At 39.6% G+C, this 20,380-nt stretch carries 19 protein-coding genes and 1 riboswitch; of the genes, 14 read left to right on the top strand and 5 right to left on the bottom strand.

Annotation, left to right across the window (positions count from 1 at the left end; all coding sequences use genetic code 11):
* The first annotated feature begins 19 nt into the window (after positions 1-19).
* The 5 genes from ACFX4N_RS08605 to ACFX4N_RS08585 all read left to right on the top strand — a co-directional run bounded on the left by ACFX4N_RS08605 (position 20) and on the right by ACFX4N_RS08585 (position 3,636).
* Complete coding sequence (locus ACFX4N_RS08605; protein ID WP_013055939.1) at positions 20-1,108, top strand: class III poly(R)-hydroxyalkanoic acid synthase subunit PhaC; 1,089 nt, start codon at positions 20-22, stop codon at positions 1,106-1,108.
* Between the two features lie 120 nt (positions 1,109-1,228).
* The gene (locus ACFX4N_RS08600; protein ID WP_013055940.1) at positions 1,229-1,408 is read left to right on the top strand and encodes a hypothetical protein; all 180 of its coding nucleotides are present in this window, start codon (positions 1,229-1,231) and stop codon (positions 1,406-1,408) included.
* A 223-nt stretch (positions 1,409-1,631) separates the two neighbouring features.
* Positions 1,632-3,011: a TrkH family potassium uptake protein gene (locus tag ACFX4N_RS08595; protein WP_255256020.1), complete on the top strand. Its 1,380-nt coding sequence runs from the start codon at positions 1,632-1,634 to the stop codon at positions 3,009-3,011.
* 290 nt (positions 3,012-3,301) lie between these two features.
* Positions 3,302-3,460: a hypothetical protein gene (locus ACFX4N_RS08590; RefSeq protein ID WP_025749458.1), complete on the top strand. Its 159-nt coding sequence runs from the start codon at positions 3,302-3,304 to the stop codon at positions 3,458-3,460.
* A 2-nt stretch (positions 3,461-3,462) separates the two neighbouring features.
* Complete coding sequence (locus ACFX4N_RS08585; protein WP_013055943.1) at positions 3,463-3,636, top strand: thiamine pyrophosphate-dependent enzyme; 174 nt, start codon at positions 3,463-3,465, stop codon at positions 3,634-3,636.
* 27 nt (positions 3,637-3,663) lie between these two features.
* Here ACFX4N_RS08585 and ACFX4N_RS08580 read toward each other — a convergent pair whose 3' ends face one another.
* Positions 3,664-5,433, bottom strand: coding sequence for a B12-binding domain-containing radical SAM protein (locus tag ACFX4N_RS08580; protein WP_013055944.1), 1,770 nt, complete (start codon positions 5,431-5,433; stop codon positions 3,664-3,666).
* A 193-nt stretch (positions 5,434-5,626) separates the two neighbouring features.
* On the opposite strand from ACFX4N_RS08580, the gene ACFX4N_RS08575 reads away from it, so the two are divergent.
* The 8 genes from ACFX4N_RS08575 (at position 5,627) to ACFX4N_RS08540 (ending at position 15,343) form a co-directional block, all read left to right on the top strand.
* Entirely contained in the window at positions 5,627-6,346 is a 720-nt protein-coding gene (locus ACFX4N_RS08575) for a FadR/GntR family transcriptional regulator (RefSeq protein ID WP_013055945.1), read from the top strand.
* A 138-nt stretch (positions 6,347-6,484) separates the two neighbouring features.
* Positions 6,485-8,005, top strand: a complete 1,521-nt coding sequence (locus ACFX4N_RS08570; RefSeq protein ID WP_013055946.1) for a nicotinate phosphoribosyltransferase — start codon at positions 6,485-6,487, stop codon at positions 8,003-8,005.
* Between the two features lie 35 nt (positions 8,006-8,040).
* The gene (gene nadE / locus ACFX4N_RS08565; RefSeq protein WP_013055947.1) at positions 8,041-8,871 is read left to right on the top strand and encodes an ammonia-dependent NAD(+) synthetase; all 831 of its coding nucleotides are present in this window, start codon (positions 8,041-8,043) and stop codon (positions 8,869-8,871) included.
* 483 nt (positions 8,872-9,354) lie between these two features.
* A complete protein-coding gene (locus tag ACFX4N_RS08560; protein WP_029325071.1) occupies positions 9,355-10,074 on the top strand; it encodes a (Fe-S)-binding protein in 720 nt (239 codons plus the stop codon).
* A 17-nt stretch (positions 10,075-10,091) separates the two neighbouring features.
* Positions 10,092-11,531 (top strand): LutB/LldF family L-lactate oxidation iron-sulfur protein, encoded by a 1,440-nt coding sequence (locus tag ACFX4N_RS08555; RefSeq protein ID WP_013055949.1) that lies wholly within the window; start codon positions 10,092-10,094, stop codon positions 11,529-11,531.
* Positions 11,506-12,222, top strand: a complete 717-nt coding sequence (locus tag ACFX4N_RS08550) for a LutC/YkgG family protein (RefSeq protein WP_274588774.1) — start codon at positions 11,506-11,508, stop codon at positions 12,220-12,222. The genes ACFX4N_RS08555 and ACFX4N_RS08550 overlap by 26 nt, the downstream gene beginning before the upstream one ends.
* Positions 12,223-12,664: 442 nt before the next feature.
* The gene (locus tag ACFX4N_RS08545; protein WP_199866481.1) at positions 12,665-14,821 is read left to right on the top strand and encodes a PAS domain S-box protein; all 2,157 of its coding nucleotides are present in this window, start codon (positions 12,665-12,667) and stop codon (positions 14,819-14,821) included.
* Positions 14,822-14,839: 18 nt separating this feature from the next.
* Positions 14,840-15,343, top strand: coding sequence for a methylated-DNA--[protein]-cysteine S-methyltransferase (locus ACFX4N_RS08540; protein WP_029325075.1), 504 nt, complete (start codon positions 14,840-14,842; stop codon positions 15,341-15,343).
* On the opposite strand, the gene ACFX4N_RS08535 is transcribed toward ACFX4N_RS08540, so the two are convergent.
* From ACFX4N_RS08535 to ACFX4N_RS08520, 4 genes are all read right to left on the bottom strand, one after another.
* The gene (locus ACFX4N_RS08535; RefSeq protein ID WP_013055953.1) at positions 15,344-15,508 is read right to left on the bottom strand and encodes a hypothetical protein; all 165 of its coding nucleotides are present in this window, start codon (positions 15,506-15,508) and stop codon (positions 15,344-15,346) included. It abuts the gene before it with no gap.
* Between the two features lie 133 nt (positions 15,509-15,641).
* Positions 15,642-16,700, bottom strand: coding sequence for an S-methyl-5-thioribose-1-phosphate isomerase (gene mtnA, locus ACFX4N_RS08530; protein ID WP_241096973.1), 1,059 nt, complete (start codon positions 16,698-16,700; stop codon positions 15,642-15,644).
* A 35-nt stretch (positions 16,701-16,735) separates the two neighbouring features.
* Positions 16,736-17,908, bottom strand: a complete 1,173-nt coding sequence (mtnK, locus tag ACFX4N_RS08525) for an S-methyl-5-thioribose kinase (RefSeq protein WP_029325077.1) — start codon at positions 17,906-17,908, stop codon at positions 16,736-16,738.
* Positions 17,909-18,043: 135 nt separating this feature from the next.
* A riboswitch (SAM riboswitch) is annotated at positions 18,044-18,194 on the bottom strand.
* A gap of 91 nt (positions 18,195-18,285) precedes the next feature.
* Positions 18,286-19,068: a carbon-nitrogen family hydrolase gene (locus ACFX4N_RS08520; RefSeq protein ID WP_029325078.1), complete on the bottom strand. Its 783-nt coding sequence runs from the start codon at positions 19,066-19,068 to the stop codon at positions 18,286-18,288.
* A gap of 112 nt (positions 19,069-19,180) precedes the next feature.
* Between ACFX4N_RS08520 and ACFX4N_RS08515 the strand changes: the two genes are divergently transcribed.
* Positions 19,181-20,353, top strand: a complete 1,173-nt coding sequence (locus ACFX4N_RS08515; RefSeq protein ID WP_053487010.1) for a pyridoxal phosphate-dependent aminotransferase — start codon at positions 19,181-19,183, stop codon at positions 20,351-20,353.
* The last annotated feature ends 27 nt before the right edge of the window (positions 20,354-20,380 follow it).

The following is a 20,380-nucleotide window of genomic DNA, read 5'->3' as shown; positions in this document are numbered from 1 at the left end:
TGAAAGGGTGTGTATATTCGTGGCAATTCCTTACGTGCAAGAGTGGGAAAAATTAATCAAATCAATGCCAAGTGAATATAAAAGTTCTGCAAGACGTTTTAAGCGTGCATATGAAATTATGACAACAGAAGCGGAACCGGAAGTTGGATTAACACCAAAAGAGGTTATTTGGAAAAAGAACAAAGCGAAATTATATCGCTATACGCCAGTAAAAGATAACCTGCATAAAACACCAATCTTACTCGTATATGCATTGATCAATAAACCGTATATTTTGGATTTAACACCTGGAAACAGCCTTGTTGAATACTTATTAAACCGCGGTTTTGACGTGTATTTGCTTGATTGGGGAACTCCTGGGCTTGAAGACAGCAATATGAAGCTAGATGATTATATTGTAGATTATATTCCAAAAGCGGCGAAAAAGGTGCTGCGCACTTCTAAATCTCCTGATTTGTCTGTTCTTGGTTACTGCATGGGCGGAACTATGACATCTATTTTTGCTGCATTAAATGAAGACTTGCCGATTAAAAACTTAATTTTTATGACAAGTCCATTTGATTTTTCCGATACAGGTTTATACGGAGCATTCCTAGACGATCGCTACTTTAATTTAGATAAAGCAGTAGATACATTCGGAAACATCCCTCCAGAGATGATTGACTTTGGAAACAAGATGTTAAAGCCAATCACGAATTTCTACGGCCCGTATGTAACGTTGGTGGACCGTTCCGAAAATCAGCGGTTTGTTGAAAGCTGGAAGCTAATGCAAAAGTGGGTTGCTGACGGAATCCCATTTGCTGGTGAAGCTTATCGTCAGTGGATTCGTGACTTCTATCAACAAAATAAATTAATCAATGGTGAACTTGAAGTTCGCGGACGCAAAGTAGATTTGAAAAATATTAAAGCTAATATTTTAAACATTGCTGCTAGCCGTGATCATATTGCGATGCCGCATCAGGTGGCAGCTTTAATGGACGCTGTTTCAAGTGAAGATAAAGAGTATAAATTGTTGCAAACAGGTCACGTATCTGTTGTATTTGGTCCAAAAGCAGTGAAGGAAACATATCCTTCAATCGGCGATTGGCTAGAAAAACGCTCTAAATAAAATAAAGACGCGGCTGGTACAAAAGTATTTTAGCCGAAGTGAAAAACGAACCACTGATATCAGTGGTTCGTTTTTTGTTATGGTGAACGTAGGTTTCAAGTATGTCGTTGCTTCTAGCTGTTGATTGGAGGGCAAGGCGAAGACTCCTGCGAGAAAAGCGGAACAGGTGAGACCCGGCAGGAGCGTCAGCGACGAGGAGGCTCACGGGCCGCCCGCGGAAAGCGAAGTCTTCCACGGAAATCAACAGCGGTGTCACAAGCGGTTCAGCTCATGTATCCCATTTGTTCGTCTTTAGATTGATTCATTTAATTATGTCGCAACCTCGTTTTTTTGTGTAAACCGATAATATTGAGTGACGATCCTTTATGCGGGCTGCTGGGATTTATGATATCTAATGACAAGTGAGGTGACTTCTTTTATACTAATGTAGTCACCTTCTTGAACATGGGATTTTTTACATGGATATTGCAATCCGTGTAACAATGAGTATGCTTTGGGAAGAAAGAAGAAAACTATTAGTATTATAACAAAAAAGGAATGTCAGATTATGCCGCAACCATGGAAACGACGAGTAAGGCAGATGTCTTCAGCTCAAATTATTGTTACATTTTACATAGTGGCTGTTACGCTTGGATTTCTATTACTTAGTATCCCCGAAGCTTTAAAGCCGGGAGTGAAGTTAGCATTTATTGATCGCTTATTTATTGCCGTCAGTGCGGTAAGTGTAACAGGGCTGACACCTGTCTCTACTCCGGATACATTTAGTACGACGGGCTATTTTTTGCTCGCTTTTATTTTTCAAATCGGTGGTATTGGTGTAATGACACTCAGTACATTTATTTGGATGATTTTGGGTAAAAAAATCGGTTTAAAGGAACGTCAGCTCATTATGACAGACCATAACCAATCCCGTTTATCAGGATTAGTTGACTTGATGAGAAATATTTTATTTATTATTTTTGCCATTGAACTAGTTGGCGCCATTATTTTAGGATTACATTTTCTCCGTTATTACTCAAGCTGGACAGATGCTTTTCTGCATGGGTTCTTTGCTTCTGTCAGCGCTACAACAAATGCTGGCTTCGATATTACAGGATCTTCATTTATTCCGTATGCCCATGATTATTTTGTACAAGTGGTAACCGTTATTTTAATTACGCTTGGAGCGATTGGATTCCCTGTATTAATTGAAATTAAGCACTATTTTTTAACATTTAAAGATAAGCGTAAATTTCAATTTTCGCTATTTACGAAGCTAACGACCATCATGTTTTTTCTGCTGTTAGCAGGGGGAACAATCTTGATTCTTGTGCTAGAGCATTCAGGATTTCTAGCAGATAAGTCTTGGGATGAATCGTTTTTTTATGCGTTTTTCCAATCTGCTGCCACAAGGAGCGGAGGAGTGGCGACCATGAATATTAATGAGTTTTCGCTTCCTACGTTAATTATGATGAGTGCGATGATGTTTATCGGTGCTTCACCGAGCTCAGTAGGGGGAGGAATTCGTACGACGACGTTTGCATTAAATATTCTTTTCCTGTTTTATTACGTAAGAGGAAATAAGACGATTAAAATCTTTCGCCGCGAAATTCATGAAGATGACATTATTAAATCAGTAGCTGTATCGATGTTAGCCGTAATCATTTGCTCGATTTCGCTTCTTATTTTAAGTATTACAGAACATTTTTCTCTCATTGAGCTTATTTTTGAAGTGTGTTCAGCTTTTGGGACAACAGGTTTATCAATGGGAATTACAGGAGGGCTTTCTGATATCGGTAAATGCGTTATTATGATTTTAATGTTCATTGGCCGAATCGGCATGTTTTCATTTATTTTAATGCTTCGCCGTCCAACGTCTGGACCGGATTATCACTATCCGAAAGAACGTATTATTATTGGATAAAAGAGGCTGGGACACAAATATTTTAGTTGAAGGAAGATCCGAACGAGTTTGTTTCTTGATTAAGAATCAAACTCGTTCGGATTTTTTTATTATGATGGTGAACGCAGGTTTCATGTAGCTGGGTCACAAGAGGGGCAACCCATTTATCTCATTTGTTCGTATTTAGAGTAAAATGATTTCGTTATGTTTCAACCGCTTTTTTACAGCTTTTTCTGCTTATATTACGCATCAGAAAGTGCATTCTAAGAAAAGGAAGTTCAATGGACTTCCAAGCATAGGAGGGATATATGATGGCAAAGCGTAAAGTAGGGTACAAATCAGCACTGACTAACAATAATACACCAAAAGAGAGCCTTTCAGATGCAGAATTTGCTGCTGAATATGCTGGCGGCGAGGAGCCGGCTAAAGGCGCGAATCGCAATTCGAAAAAAGGAAAGCAAGGTAAATAACGATGAGCAAACATAAACAAAATAATAAGCATATCGCAAGCACTGAAGCAAAGCAAAAACAGTTACTGCAAGAAGAGTTCGGAGCGGAAATGGGCGATCCCAACGCAGCTAAAATATATGAATCCTTAGGAAAGACAAAGTCTGATAAAGAGCAAAAAAAGAAAAAAGAATGTTAAAGAAAAAAACCTCGGATATCCGAGGTTTTAGCTTACAACTGGAAGGCCAAATGCCTCTACAGGTGCTGAATAAAGTTTTGTATCATTTGCTTTTTGATCATAATAAGCAAGAAGAACAGATGGTTGTTCATTTATTTTTCCCGTTTGTTTATAATACATATAGTCAAATGGAAGAATTTCTAAAACGGTGTGCTTGTATAATTCTTTTTCAGCAAGCTGTTCAGCTTCAAAAGCCTGTCCCATAATAGAAGGATTAGCAAGCATTTGCTGATAGTAATGAGAGCGGACTTGTTTTTCTACTTTATCGTCCCACCAAGGTTTACGAGGCTTATGCTTTTGGTTTTGTAAATAATCAATTTTCATAAACCCTTCAATCATTTCTTCATTTGAAAAATTCTCTGTTTCAATATACTGTCTAAGGCGTCTGAATAAATCTTCAAGCTGATGGCCGATTCGAACCCAGCCCATTTCATCCCAATACGTCCCGAAGTTTTGGAAGAAATCAAAAGGTGTATCGTAGCAGTGCTCTACTAAAAACTCTATTGTTTCATCCATTCGATGGTCATTCCAAAACTTTTCTAAAATATCTTCTACATGTTTGATACGTACGACATCTGAAAATGGCAAGACGTTATTGCTTAAAATTTCATAAGGCGATTGATCCATGTATTGATAATTATAGCGAGATGCACTTAAGCGTAAGCCGGTGCCGCGAAGCATTTTTAAAAAGCCCAGCTGAAGCTCTTCAGGACGAAGTGCAAATACATCATTAAACGTATTTTTAAATGAGTTATAATCTTCATCTGGAAGTCCCGCAATCAAATCTAAATGCTGGTCGATCTTTCCGCCTTCTTTTACCATCGTTACGGTACGGGTTAATTTTTTGAAATTTTGTTTGCGTTTAACTAATTCATTAACGGCATCATTTGTAGACTGCACGCCAATTTCAAAGCGGAATAATCCTTTTGGCGCATTGTCGTTTAAGAACTGAATGACTTCAGGGCGCATAATATCGGCCGTAATTTCAAACTGAAATACCGTACCTTCACGGTGTTCATCAATTAAAAATTGGAACATTTCCATGGCGTAGCTGCGGCTGATGTTGAACGTGCGGTCTACGAACTTAATGGTGCGCGCTCCGTTATCCATCAAATAGCGAATATCCTCTTTTACTTTTTCTCTGTCGAAATAACGAACGCCTACTTCAATAGAAGAGAGACAGAACTGACAGCTAAACGGACAGCCGCGGCTTGTTTCAATATACACAACGCGTTTTGAAAGTTCTTGGCGGTCTTCTTCAAAACGGAAAGGAGAAGGCATTTCGCGCAGGTCAATTTTATTGCGCTGCGGGTTAACAACTGGTTTGCCGTCTTTTCGGAAAGCCACGCCGCTTACATTTTCAAACTGACGGTCTCCGTGAAGTTCATCTAAAAGCTGCTTGAATGTTTCTTCTCCTTCACCAATAGCGATAAAGTCAGCTTCAGGAATGCGCTCTAGCCAGTGAGTCACATCATAGGTTACTTCTGGTCCACCGAATATAATGATGAGCTCGGGGTTAATTTTTTTAAGCATTTGTGCGACTTTAATTGTTTCTTCAATGTTCCAAATGTAACAGCTGAAACCAATAATATCAGGGTTGCGTTTATATAAATCCGTGACAATGTTCATAGCAGGATCTTTAATCGTATATTCGGCCATATCCACTTTATAGTCAGGCTCGGCATAGGCTTTTAAACATCGAAGGGCTAAAGAAGTATGGATATACTTCGCATTCAATGTACTGACAACAATGTTCATTCAAAAAGCTCCTTTTAACTCGTAATATGAAATCAATTTACTATTTTAGCACATTTGAGAAATAAAGTATAAATACCTTGCCACTTTTGTTGTGGAGGGGAAAGGATTTCGGTAAAATGTAACAGAAACGTAAAAGAAGAAAAAGTCTCGGTTAATGTAAACCTTGGTGAACGAAAAAAATGAGGTGGAAAACGTGGAATATAAGCGAATTAAGCCAAAAAAAATATACGAAGAAGTAGCCGAAACGCTTCTTGAGAATATAAAAGAAGGCAGTTTAAAGCCTGGTGACCGTTTGGATTCAGTGCAGCAGCTGGCGGAAAACTTTCAGGTAGGGCGCTCAGCTATTCGTGAAGCTCTTAGTGCTTTGCGGGCGATGGGGCTGCTCGAGATGAAGCAGGGGGAAGGCACATTTGTACGAGAGTTTAACTCCGATATGCTGTCTTTGCCTGTAACTAGCGCTGTATTAATGAATAAAAATGATATTGAACATTTGCTTGAAGTGAGAAAGGTATTAGAAATTGGGGCTGTTCGTGCTGCAGCTCAAAAGAGAACAGATGCGGACCTCAAGCAGCTGTGCGATAGTCTGGAACAAATGAAAGGAGCGTTTGGCAATGAAGAGCTGGGAGAGAAAGCAGATTTTGCTTTTCATTTAGCCATTGCTAAAGCCTCGCAAAACCCTCTTTTAGTGAAGCTTATGAATAACGTATCAGAAATGATGATTGAAACGATGAAAGAGACAAGACGCATCTGGCTTTATGCAGAAGAGAAAACGGCTGAACGGATTTATAAAGAGCATCAGCAAATTTATGAAGCTATTCTTTCTCAGCATGCAGAAGACGCTCAGCATTTTATGATGAGTCATCTTGATAATGTTGAACATGTGTTAATGAAATACATACCCGAAGAGAAATAATGCCATTTCAGGTAGAAAAGTGTGCACCAAATAACAGAAAAACTAAAATTCAAGCACCTTCTGATAATTTATGCTTGCTCTATTGTGAAAAGATTTACATAATAGAAACTAGGATTGTCAAATGGAGGGTTACAAAGTATGAAAAAGCAATATAGAGATGATAGTTTAGCTTTGCATACAGATTTATATGAACTGAATATGGCACATACGTATTTTAAAGACCATATTCATAAACGCCGTTCTGTATTCGAAGCTTACTTTCGTCGGATGCCGTTTGAAAGCGGTTATGCTGTGTTTGCCGGGCTAGAAAGAGTAATTGATTTTATTGCTAATTTTAGGTTTAGCGAAACGGACTTAGATTATTTATATGAAGAATTGCATTATGAAGCGGAGTTTATCGACTATTTAAAGCAAGTTCGCTTTAGCGGTAATGTTCGTTCGGTTGTAGAAGGCGAAATGATTTTTGCTAACGAACCAATTCTGCAGATTGACGCTCCTTTAGCGGAAGCGCAGCTTATTGAAACGCCGCTTTTAAATATTTTAAATTTCCACCCGCTGATTGCGACAAAAGCATCGCGTATTCGCCTAGCCGCGGGAGAAGATAATTTATATGAGCATACGGGTACGAATCAGCTTATGGAATTTGGTTCAAGAAGAGCACACGAGATGGATGCTGCATTTTACGGGGCAAGAGCTGCTTATATTGGAGGCTTTGATGCAACCAGTAATGTAAGAGCGGGGAAAGTATTTGGAATTCCCGTGTCTGGTACTCATGCTCACGCGCTTGTTCAAGTCTATCGTGATGAATACAGCGCGTTTAAAAAGTATGCGGAATCACACCGTAACTGTATCTTTTTAGTAGATACATATAATACGTTAAAATCAGGTATTCCCAATGCTATTAAAGTAGCAAAAGAAATGGGAGATCGCATTAATTTTATCGGTATTCGATTAGATAGCGGAAGACTTCCATATCTTTCTCAAGAGGCAAGAAAAATGCTTGATGAAGCTGGCTATCATGATGTGAAAATTTTTGCTTCGAATGACCTTGATGAGTACAGCATTCTAGATTTGAAAGCGCAAGGTGCCAAAATTGATGGATGGGGAGTTGGAACAAAGCTCATGACCTCTTTTGATCAGCCTGCGCTAGGAGCTGTGTACAAGCTGGTTTCTATTGAAGATGATTATGGAAACATGGTGGATACGATTAAGCTGTCAGAAAATCCAGAGAAAATTTCAACTCCCGGCCTAAAAGAAGTATATCGAATTGTAAATCAAGTGAACCACAAATGGGAAGGCGATTATATTACGATGCAGGACGAAGTGCCGAACGAAGAGCAGCATTTAAAAATGTTTCATCCGATTCATACGCACGTCAGCAAGTTTGTAACGAACTTTAACGCACGTAAAATTCACCAGCCAATCTTTGCACAGGGAAAGCTTGTGTATGAGCAGCCTACCATTGAAGAAATGAGAGCCTACTGCTTACAAAACTTAAAGCATCTATGGGATGACTATAAAGTTATTACAAAGTCGAACGAAGATGTATTTCGTCCTACAGAGTATCCGGTAGACTTGAGTACGAGCTGCTGGGATAACAAAATGCAAAATATCGAAGAGACTAGAAGCAAGTTACTATCTGATACAGTGCTTGTGTAGATTCCATCAGCTAGTAATGAGAGGAGAGTTTTTTTATGAAAGAGCTACAAAAGCAAATTATTGAAGAAATGAACGTACAAAAAGAAATTAATCCCGTGGAAGAAATTCGCCGCAGCGTTGATTTTCTGAAATCCTACATGAACAAATATCCTTTTTTACGTTCGTTTGTACTAGGTATTTCCGGCGGCCAAGATTCTACGTTAACTGGAAAGCTGGCGCAGCTAGCGGTTAATGAGTTGAATGAAGAGGCCGGAGAAGAGCGCTATCAGTTTATTGCTGTTCGTCTTCCATACGGTGTGCAGGCAGATGAAGCAGACTGTCAAGATGCACTTGCTTTTATTCAACCAACAAAATCTATTTCTATTAACGTAAAACCAGCAGTAGATGCTATGCTTTCTGCTGTTGAAGAAGCGGCAGATGATAAAGTTTCCGACTTCAACAAAGGAAATGTAAAAGCACGTGAACGAATGATTGCGCAATATACGGTAGCGGGCATGTACAGTGGAGTCGTACTCGGAACGGATCACTCTGCTGAAGCTGTTACAGGATTTTATACAAAATTCGGTGACGGAGGAGCTGACTTAGTCCCTATCTTCCGTCTGAACAAGCGACAAGGAAAACAAATGCTAAAAGAATTAGGCTGTCCCGAGCATCTATATATGAAAAAACCAACGGCTGATTTGGAAGAAGATCGTCCACAGCTTCCGGATGAAGAAGCGCTTGGCGTAACGTATGAGCAAATCGACGATTATTTAGAAGGCAAAGATGTAGGTGAACATGCAAGTAACGTCATTGAAGGTCACTTCTTAAAAACGCAGCATAAACGCCAATTGCCAATCACAGTATTTGATGATTTTTGGAAATAAATAAGTAAGAAGCTAAGACAAAAGTAGTTTAGTTGAAGGAAGATCCGAACGGTGAAGATTCTTGATAGAGAATCTTCACCGTTCGGATTTTTTTAATGTTATGGCAAACGTAGGTTTCACGTGTTTCGTTTCTTCTAGCGGTTGATTGGAGGGCAAGACGAAGACTCCTGCGGAAAAAGCGGAAGGGATGAGACCCCGCAGGAGCGGGAGCGACGAGGAAAGCGAAGTCTTGCACGGAAATCAACCCCGGTGTAAAACAAGTAATTCACATTAAATCATTTATCCAATTTGTTCGTCTTTAGACTGAAATGATTTAGTTATGCCTCAATTTCCTAGTTTTTATGAAAAAAAGATAGCAAACAAAGAAAGGTATTTTTGAAAAACTAGTGAAATTAGAAAAACATAGGAGTATAATAGCATTAAGTCATCTGATGACCTGTTAACTAAAAAGAAGTAAAATGATCAGCTTGGAGGGAGCAAATGATGAAAGTATCTTTATTTGCCACATGTTTGATTGATATGTTTCAAACAAATGTAGGAAAAGCGACGGTAGAATTGTTAGAACGATTAGGCTGTGAAGTGGATTTTCCAAAGAGTCAAGTTTGCTGCGGGCAGCCTGCGTATAATAGCGGTTACGTAAAAGAATCAAAAGAAGCGATGAAAAACATGATAAAAGCGTTTGAGCATGCAGAGTACGTTGTATCTCCGTCTGGATCGTGTGTGACAATGTTCAAAGAGTATCCTCATCTTTTTGAAGGTGATGCTGCATGGCATGAACCTGCCGTGAAGCTTGCTGATAAAACGTATGAGCTAACAGATTTTATTGTAAACGTTTTAAAAGTGGAAGATGTAGGAGCCAGCTTAAATGGGAAAGCCACTTATCATTCTTCCTGTCATATGACGCGTTTGCTAAACGTAAAAAAAGAACCTTTTACACTATTAAACAATGTAAAGGGTCTTGAAATGGAGAACCTTGAAAACAGTCATAACTGCTGCGGATTCGGTGGGACGTTTTCGGTTAAAATGGGGCAAATCTCTGAACAAATGGTCGATGAAAAAGTAGGCTGTATAGCTAAGACAAACGCAGAGTACTTAATTGGAGCTGACTGCGGCTGTCTTATGAATATTGGAGGAAGAATTGAACGAAAAGGACAGCCTGTAAAAGTGATGCATATCGCTGAAGTATTAAATAGCAGAATGTAAAGAAAGGAGAATACCGAATGTCTATGAAAATAGGAAATGATCAGTTTAAAAAACGCGTCGATGATGGAGTCAATAATGCGTTTATGCGCTTTGCAGTTTCAAGTGCTCAAGAGCGCTTAAGAAGCCGTAGATTAGATGCGGCAGAAGAGCTAGGAAACTGGGAAGAATGGAGAGCGCTTGGCGAAGAAATTCGTCAGCATACGCTTGAAAATTTAGATTACTATTTAGAGCAGCTCACTGATAATGTAGCTAAACGCGGAGGCCACGTTTTTTTCGCTCAAACAGCTGAAGAAGCGAATGAGTACATAAAAAATGTAGCGAGGAAAAAACAGGCAAAGAAAGTGGTTAAATCCAAGTCAATGGTTACAGAAGAAATTCATATGAACGCTGCTTTAGAAGAACTAGGCTGTGAAGTTATTGAAACGGACTTAGGAGAATATATCCTGCAAGTAGATGATCACGATCCGCCTTCTCATATCGTAGCTCCTGCGCTTCATAAAAATAAAGAACAAATTAGAGATGTATTTCAGGAAAAGCTTTCTTATAAAAAGACAGAAAAACCTGAAGAACTAGCTCTTCATGCCCGGGAAATGCTGAGAAAAGAATTTTTATCAGCAGATATTGGCATCACAGGATGTAATTTTGCGATTGCAGAATCTGGATCTATTTCACTTGTTACCAATGAAGGAAATGCAAGGCTAACGACCGCCCTTCCTAAAACGCAAATTACGGTTATGGGAATGGAACGAATTGTGCCAACATTTGAAGAGTTTGAAGTGTTGGTAAGTCTGTTAACTAGAAGTGCAGTAGGTCAGCGGCTTACAAGCTACGTAACGGCACTTACGGGACCTAGACTTCCAGGGGAAGTAGACGGACCGGAAGAATTTCACCTAGTGATTGTAGATAACGGACGATCTGCGATTTTAGGAACTGAGTTTCAATCTGTTTTACAGTGTATTCGCTGTGCGGCATGTGTGAATGTATGTCCCGTGTATCGCCATATTGGAGGACATTCATATGGATCTATTTATTCAGGGCCGATTGGAGCTGTATTATCTCCTTTACTTGGAGGCTATGAAGACTACAAAGAGCTTCCATATGCCTCAACGCTATGCGCAGCCTGTACAGATGCCTGTCCGGTCAAAATTCCGCTGCATGAGCTATTGCACAAGCATCGTCAGCGAATTGTTGAAAAAGAAGGAAAAGCACCTATTTCGGAAAAGCTGGCGATGAAAGCATTTGGCTTGGGAGCAGCTTCTTCTTCTCTATATACAGTGGGCGCTAAAGTAGCACCGGCAGCTCTTACTCCTTTTATGTCAGGAAGTAGTATTTCCAAAGGGCCTGGTCCATTAAAAGCGTGGACGGAAAGCAGAGAGTTTCCAGCGCCTACAAAAGAGCGCTTACGAGATTGGTTTGATAAAAGGAGTGATGATGATGAACGGAAGCATTCAAAATAGAGACAGTTTTTTAGACAATGTTGCTGCTAATCTTAAGCGAAGCAGGCGAACAGGCGGTGTAGTAAAGCCACAATGGAAGCATGCTCCTCAGCATGAGGTCTACCGCAACTATTCGCCGGATCAATTAAAGAAAGAGCTTGAAAACCATTGCGAACGTATTCATACTCGCTGTGTAGAAACCTCATCACAACACTTACCAGATGCCCTTGAGGAAGCCGTAGCGAACTATGGAAATGGTCTTGTCTGCACGTGGAATGATCCCAGGTTTTCCGAATATGGATTGAATCCGCTGATGGAGAAATGGGAAACAAACCGTAACCTTCACGTATGGAATTCAGTAAAAGGCGATGAGAATGTTAAACTAGCTGAACAAGCAAACGTCGGCATCACGTTCAGTGATTTGACGCTAGCGGAATCTGGAACAGTTGTTTTGTTCAGCAGTGCTGCAAAGGGACGAGCGGTAAGCTTGCTGCCCGCCACTTATATTGCAATCATACCTCAAAGCTCAATTGTCCCTCGCATGACACAAGCCGCTGAAATGATTCATGAAAAAGTAGAGCGAGGAGAAACGATTGCTTCTTGCATTAACTTTATTACGGGACCGAGTAATTCAGCTGATATTGAAATGAATTTAGTAGTTGGTGTGCATGGGCCTATTCAAGCAACTTATATTGTAGTGAATGATCGATGAGGCCGGGACAAAAGTATTTTAGCCCAAGTGAAAAACGAACCATTAATCAACGTGTTTGATTAATGGTTCGTTTTCTTTGTTATGTTGAGCGTAGGTTTTATCTGTTTCGTTCCTTCTAGCAGTTGATTGGAGGGCAAGCGATGAGGAGGCTCAGCCGCCGCCCGCGGAAAGAGAAGCCTTGCACAGAAATCAACGGCGGTGTAACAATTGATCTATACTAGGGCGCTTATCCAATTTGTTCGTTTTTAAATTAGATTGGTGTAGTTATGTCCCAGCCTCTTTTATTCATACTTTCTTTCTAAATAGCGGGATAATGTGAAGAAATGTCGCATTTTGAATAAACGTGCCTAATTTTAAAAAGGTAAAAAGCAAATCTTGTAGAATACTAAGTCTATAGATAAAGGTGGGGAAATGGGAAGTGCAAAAGAAAGGAGCAATGAGCATGTCACCACATAGAGAATTAACATCTGAAGCTGCGCAAAAGCAGCAAGGTGAATTACAGCAGCTACGAGCTATTTTTAATGACGTATTAGATGCCATTGTCGTATTTGATGAGTATTTTCAAGTTATAAATGCAAATGAATCAGCCTGCGGGCTGTTTGAAAAAACAAAGGATGAGCTATTAACGCATCAAATGAAAGATTTTCTGATGTATTTTCCGTATGACATGATTGAAGCGTATTATCCTGCACTCTTAGAAGAAAGCTATTTCAAATATGAAGGCGCGATGACGCTTCGAAGCGGCATGATGAAACATGTTGAATTTACTTCACACAAACATAGTCACATGTCGGGCATTATTGTGTGTACATTTCGAGATATTACGCAGCACAAAATGATGGAAAATGAACGGTTTATTAGTCATCATATGTTTATGGATGTATTTAATGAAGCGGTAGACGGAATTGTCATTTTTGATCGAACGGGTCAGCTTATCGACGCGAACCCTTCATTTTGCGAACGATTAAATTATACAAGAGCACAACTTCTAACCAAAACATTAGAAGAGCTTGTAGAACCTACTTATCATTATAAGGTGAAAAAATTATGGAGAACTCTGCATCAAGAAGGAAAGACAAGCGGTGAGCTACCGATCAGGCTCGAAAATGGAGACGTTACTTTTTTTGAATTTACCACAACGGCTAATATATACAGTCAATACTATATGTCCATTATGAGAGACGTGACGGAAAAACGGCTGATGGAGCAGCAGCTGTTGAGAAGCGAAAAAAATTTCAGGGCTATTTTTGAAAATGCGATTGAAGCGATCTTGATTTGGAGAGACGATGGTGAAATCTTGAACGCTAATCTTGCTTCTTCGCGTACATTTGAGCTGCCGTTAAACAAATTAATTGGAAGCAATTTGTATACGTTTATCGATACAAAAAGCTTTAGTGCGTTAAAGGTGCTCCAAACGTTTCAAACAAAAGGAGAAATTCGCAATCAGCTTCCTTTTTACATGCCAAATGGAGAAATCAAACAGTTGGAATTCACAGGGAAAAAAGGCATTATAGAAGGAGACCATTTAACGATTTTTCGAAACATCAGTGAACGTACAAAAATCGAACAGGAGCTTCGGAATAACGAAGAGAAATTCAGACAGATTTTTAATGGTTCGATCGATGGGTTAGTTTTATGGGACGGCAAGCGAAATATTATTGATGTAAATTCTTCTCTTTGTGATATTCTAGAACTCAGCAAAGAGGAGATTTGTGCGCACTCCATGGAGGATTTTATTTCTTCAGCGAATTTAGATGCGGTCATTGAGCATAAAGAAACGATTGAGCAAAAAGGGGAAGCTGAAGGAGAGATTACGTACGTTACGGGGAACGAAAAAGTTAAAAATATCGAATTTTCTACGAAAAAAGATATCTTGCCAGGTCTATATATGACGCTTTTAAGAGACGTAACGGAACGAAATCAAATGCAAGAGCAGATTCGGAAATCGGATACGCTTCAAGTAGTCGGACAGTTAGCAGCTGGGATTGCGCATGAAATCCGCAACCCGATGACGGCTTTAAAAGGGTTTGTTCAGCTGTTAGAAAGCAGCATTCAAGAAGATCACTCTCTTTATTTTGATATTATTAAATCTGAATTAAAAAGAATTGAAACCATTATTACAGAGTTTCTAGTACTCGCTAAGCCACAGGCCGTAAAGTTTGAAAAGAAAAATCTAGCTGCGGTTGTTAAAGAAACGATTGATTTATTAAATGCTCAAGCGCTTTTAGAAAATATTCAGTTTGAACTAAGTGTGTCTCCTCAGCTGCCAATGGTGTACTGCGAGCCGAACCAGATTAAGCAAGTACTAATAAATGTAATTAAAAATGCAATTGAAGTCACGTCAAACGGAGGAAGAATTATTGTTGAAGTTTACTCTACAGAGCCGCACTACGTGACGGTCTCCATTCGAGATCAAGGAGACGGAATGCCCGAAGAGCGCATCAAGCGCTTAGGAGAACCATTTTATACGACAAAAGAAAAAGGAACGGGACTCGGTTTGATGGTCTCATATAAAATTATCGAAGAACATAAAGGGCGAATTGAAGTGGAAAGCAAAATAGGAGAAGGCACAGCTTTTCATGTTATTCTTCCAGCTTAATTAGAAAGGATAAAAAATATGTACTACGGAGAAATGAATTTATTTTCTGATTTAAAAATTTATATTGTAGCCTCGGAAAAAGGGGTTCAACATATTTGGTTTGATAGCGATGATCATAACGAGCAGCTTAAAAAACTTGTCCATGATGAGGATTATCACCATGTGAAAGAAGCAAAGAGACAGCTGCAGGATTATGCTACAGGGCGCACGCTAACATTTGATTTGCCTTTGGATGTAAAAGGAACAGACTTCCAAAAAGAAGTATGGTTAACGCTTAAAGGTATACCTTATGGACAAACGTGGTCTTACAGTGAGGTAGCGGAGTCTGTTAATCGCTCTAAAGCCGTAAGGGCTGTGGGACAAGCGAATCGTCGAAATCCACTGCCTATTATTTTACCTTGTCACCGTGTGATTGGAAAAAATGGAGCATTAACAGGTTATGCAGGCTCCCAAACTCATATAAAAGAGAAACTATTAATGCTTGAAAGAAATGTAGCAAAAGGCGCTCTGGAGTTGAAATAACTATTCACCGTCTAATTTCCAGCCTTCTCCTTGCACAAAAACACCGTCAATTTGTTGAGGAGAAGGGAGGGAATTTAGTTCTTCATCTTTGGATAAATCGAATAGCTGATATTGCTGCTTACGATTCAGCGCTTTGTTTTTATCCGTTTTTTGCTCTGAACTCATATTTACTCCCCCTTATTCAAAAAGAATCCCCTATAATATATGTAGAAAAAGAAGAGAGTACTGTTACAATTGTGTTACAAATGCAGTTGAAAACCAGTGCTCAACAAAAAAAGCCGCTGCTATGCGGCTTTTTTTATTGAGCAGATTGCAGCAAAACTTTTTGAATGGATTCAAAAGACGGAGAATGGATAATTCCATGCTCTGTAATAATGGCCGTAATCAGTTCGCTTGGCGTCACATCAAAAGCCGGATTGTACACAGAGATTCCGTCTGGAGCAATTTGTGTATCTCCAATGTGCGTTACTTCTTTAGGTGAACGTTCTTCAATAGGGATGCTGCTGCCGTCTTGAATAGATAAATCAAATGTGGACTGCGGCGCTGCTACGTAAAATGGAATACCGAATGCTTTCGCTAAAAGAGCAAGTCCGTATGTTCCAATTTTGTTAGCCGTATCGCCATTTGCTGCAATGCGGTCAGCACCTACAATAATCCCATTAATTCCTTTTGTTTTAATTGTATGAGCGGCCATATTATCCGTAATCAGCGTCACGTCCACTCCCGACTGCTGAAGTTCCCATGCTGTTAAGCGAGAACCTTGAAGAACGGGTCTTGTTTCACAGGCAAATACTTCAAGCGGAATATCGCGCTGCTTAGACAAGTGAAAAGGTGCTAATGCTGTTCCATAATAAGCTGTAGCAATTGAACCAGCATTACATATTGTCATGATTTTATCTTTCTTTTTAAATAAAGAAAGAGCATGATCTCCAATTCGGTAGCACGTTTCTTCATCTTCTACTTGAATTTGAATAGCTTCATGAACAACTTTTGTTTTAGCTTCATTAACGGACGAAGCGGATTCAGCGCTTTTCGCTACGCGCTCCAATGCCCAAAATAAATTGACGGCAGTAGGGCGTGAACTAGCTAAATACTGTTGATCAAGAGCTAGCTTTTTGTTGAATTCCTTGACTGAATCTGTGTCATAGCTAAGCGTAGAAAGAGCAAGACCAAAAGCCGCCGTAATGCCAATTGCAGGGGCTCCGCGTACTTTCAAGGTAGTGATAGCATCCCATACGTCTTTAATGGTTTGCAGCTTAATATATTCAACTTTGCCAGGAAGCTGCTGCTGATCTAATAAAGTAATATATGATTCATTCCATTCCACTGAGCGTGGAAGTGATAGTGTATTTGTCATGCTGATACCGATCCTTTCATTGTGTACATTATTCGTTATCGAAGTAAATGTTCAAATTCATTTGGTGAAACGTCTTGTTGGTGCAGAAGCAAATAACGTCCAATTTTTAACGCAGTACGTTTAGCGTTAATTTTTCTTTCCTCTGAAGAAATTTCGTCTAAGTCCGCCACGTGAGCTAAGCCAATCGTACGTCGAATGATTTCACATCCTGCATATCCAACAGCATCTTGCCACGTTTGCGTTAAAATTTCATGTAATAAGCGCTCATCTTTAGCGAAAGGTTCAGTGTTTTCAGAATGCCAAAGCGCAGTAAAGGTATCTTTGAATACGTTCCATGTGTTCGTAATGTGTGCAAATAACGGTTCGCGATTTGTTTCTCGAGAAAGAGCATTTAAAAATAAATTCGCAACAAATTGCCCTAAATCGAATCCAAACGGACCGTAAAAAGCAAACTCTGGATCAATCACTTTCGTTTCTTGACTGCTAGCAAAGATGCTGCCTGTATGTAAATCACCGTGGATTAGGGTTTGCGCATTTGTTAAAAATTTATATTTTAATTTTGCTGCTTGTAGCTTTACATCACCATCATTCCACAATTCTTCTACATCAGGACGCAACGCTTTTTCAAATTCATTTGTATCAATATCAAAAAAAGGATCTGTAAACACTAAATCTTCCGTAATATTGCATAAGTCCGGGTTGCTGTACTTAACAACTTCTTCTTTTTTATCCTGAGGCTTTAAGGCGAAATCAGACGTTTTGAACGCAATATGTCCTAAAAAAGAACCGATATGCTGTGAGAGCAGAGGATAACTTTCACCTTGAATAAGTCCGGCGCGAGAAATCGTTAAATGAGACAGATCTTCCATGACCGTAACAGCAAGCGTTTCATCGTGGTAATAAACAGCGGGCACAAGTTCTGGCGTAAATGCACCAAATTGCTTGAGCGCATTGCTTTCAATTGTGGCACGGTTCAATGATAGAGGCCAGCTTTCGCCTACAACTTTTGCATAGGGAAGTGCTTGTTTGACGATAATGGATTTATTCGTTTGATCATTTATGATGTGAAAGACGAGATTTAAGTTGCCGTCACCAATTTCACGGGCAGTCAGCGCTTCTGTGGCATCAAAAAGACCTAGCTTTTTCACAAGTTTGATTGCTGAAATTTCTGTTAAAGGCTGATACTTCTCTGTTTTTGTTGTTGACATCGGAATCCCTCCATAGTTTATTAAACTGATTTGTTTACTAAGTTAATAGGTTTAAGAATATATGGAGGCTTTTATAATTTTAGAAAATATAAAAGCCTCTTTCGTTGGAAAGAGGCTTGATTGTAGTGTTCAAACCTCTTATCTGCCAGAAAGAATTACTTTCTGTTGGAATTAGCACCGTGCCTTTGTAAAACATGTTTTACGGGTGTGATCCATCTTAGGATGGAATGACGGTCGGTTGCTGGGCTTCACAGGGCCAAATCCCTCAGCCAACTCTTGATAAGAGTACGATTACTTATTCAATTTTGATTTGTTTGAATATTTTATGATATCTGGTGAAAATCGTATCATGCAAAAAAACGGCTGTCAATACATAATTAATAAAATTCTGTGCGGCGATCTGTAAAGACAGGAATTTGTTTACGAATTTCTTTTACAAGTTCCAGGTTAACGTCAGCACTTAAAAGTTCTTCGCTATCGCCAGCTTCAGCGATTATTTCTCCCCACGGATCGATGACTAAGGAATGTCCGGCAAATGTGTTATTAGGATCTTGGCCTACACGATTACACGCGATTACATAGCATTGATTTTCGATTGCACGGCTAATGAGCAGGGCTTTCCAGTGGGCAAGTCTTGGAGCCGGCCACTGAGCGACAACAAACAAGACTTCTGCTCCGCTGCTAGTATGAACCCGAATCCATTCTGGAAAACGAATATCGTAACAAATAACTCCTGCGCACAGTGACTGTTCAAGTGTAAAAAGATTTTTTGCTGTTCCTGCTTCGAGATAGAGGTGTTCATCCATTAATTTAAATAAGTGCAGTTTACTGTATTCTGATACTTCACGACCTTTTCGGTCAAAAATATACATCGTATTCGTGACGCCTTGCTCTGTTTTTTTTGCAATCGAACCTGCCACAATATTTACTTCGTTTGTTTTAGCAAACTGAGAGATTAATTGCTTGGCTTGCTGCCCTTCATCATCTGCAATTTCGTCTAGCCGCGTCAAATCATAAGCTGTATCCCATAGCTCCGGAAGCACAAGGATATCAGGGTTTTCTTTCAGGGCTTCCGTCATTTTTTGTTCGATATATTTTCGGTTTTTAGTTGGGTTTCCAAACGCAATATCAAGCTGCAAACACGTAATTTTTACACTCACTTTATCATCCGTCCTTTTTTTAGTAGTTGAAAAAAATGACTTTACAAGTTGAGTATTACAATATATTATTTGTGACTAGAATTTCAAGAATTTTTTGAGAAGGTGTGCGATGATGAAACAATTTGAGCAATCGGAACTATTAAAAAGTTTACCAAAACAATTTTTTGCATCACTTGTAGGCAAGGTAGGAAAAGTAATGGCCCAAGGGCACGACGTTATTAACTTAGGGCAGGGAAATCCTGATCAGCCTACTCCTTCACATATTGTAGAAACACTGCAAAAAGCAAGTGCTAATCCTATGCATCATAAATATTCTCCATTTCGGGGGCACCAGTTTTTAAAAGAGGCCGTGGCGACTTTTTATAAGCGAGAATATGGCGTTGATGTGGATCCTGAAAAAGAAGTAGCTATTTTATTTGGCGGAAAGGGTGGACTTGTTGAAATCCCGCAGTGCTTGTTAAACCCTGGAGATACGGTGCTGGTTCCGGATCCTGGATATCCTGATTACTGGTCTGGAGTAGAGCTTGCAAAGGCAAAGATGGAAGTGATGCCGCTCACGGCTGAAAATCATTTTCTACCCGTATACGAAGAGATAAGTGAAAGTGCTAAAGAACAGGCAAAACTCATGTTTTTAAACTATCCGAATAATCCTACTGGTGCAGTGGCAACGGCAGAATTTTTTGAAGACACCGTGGCATTTGCTGCCAAGCACGATATTTGTGTGGTACACGACTTTGCCTACGGAGCAATTGGATTTGATGGTAAAAAGCCAATCAGCTTTTTACAGACTTCTGGTGCAAAAGAGACGGGAATTGAAATTTATACTCTTTCTAAAACGTATAACATGGCGGGATGGCGAGTTGGATTTGCTGTAGGAAATGAAAGTGTAGTAGAAGCTATTAATCTTCTTCAAGATCATATGTATGTCAGTCTCTTTGGGGCGGTTCAAGAGGCAGCAGCCGCAGCTCTGTTGGAATCTCAACAATGTGTGAATGATTTAGTTAAGCGCTATGAATCTAGACGCAATACCTTTATTCAAGGGCTTCGAGAAATTGGTTGGGATGTTACATCTCCAGCAGGCTCCTTTTTTGCATGGCTAAAAGTTCCTAAAGGATATACTTCCGAACAGTTTTCAGATTTACTTCTTGAAAAAGCGCACGTTGTAGTTGCGCCTGGTGTAGGCTTTGGAACATATGGTGAAGGCTATGTGCGCGTAGGACTGCTGACGGATGAAGAGCGCATGAGAGAAGCTGTATCTCGAATAAAAAAATTAAATTTATTTTAAAAACGCATTGACAACTCTTTTTGAGTT

Source organism: Priestia sp. YIM B13551, from assembly GCF_042787905.1.
GTDB lineage: Bacteria > Bacillota > Bacilli > Bacillales > Bacillaceae_H > Priestia.
This window is presented reverse-complemented; position numbering and strand designations above follow the sequence as displayed.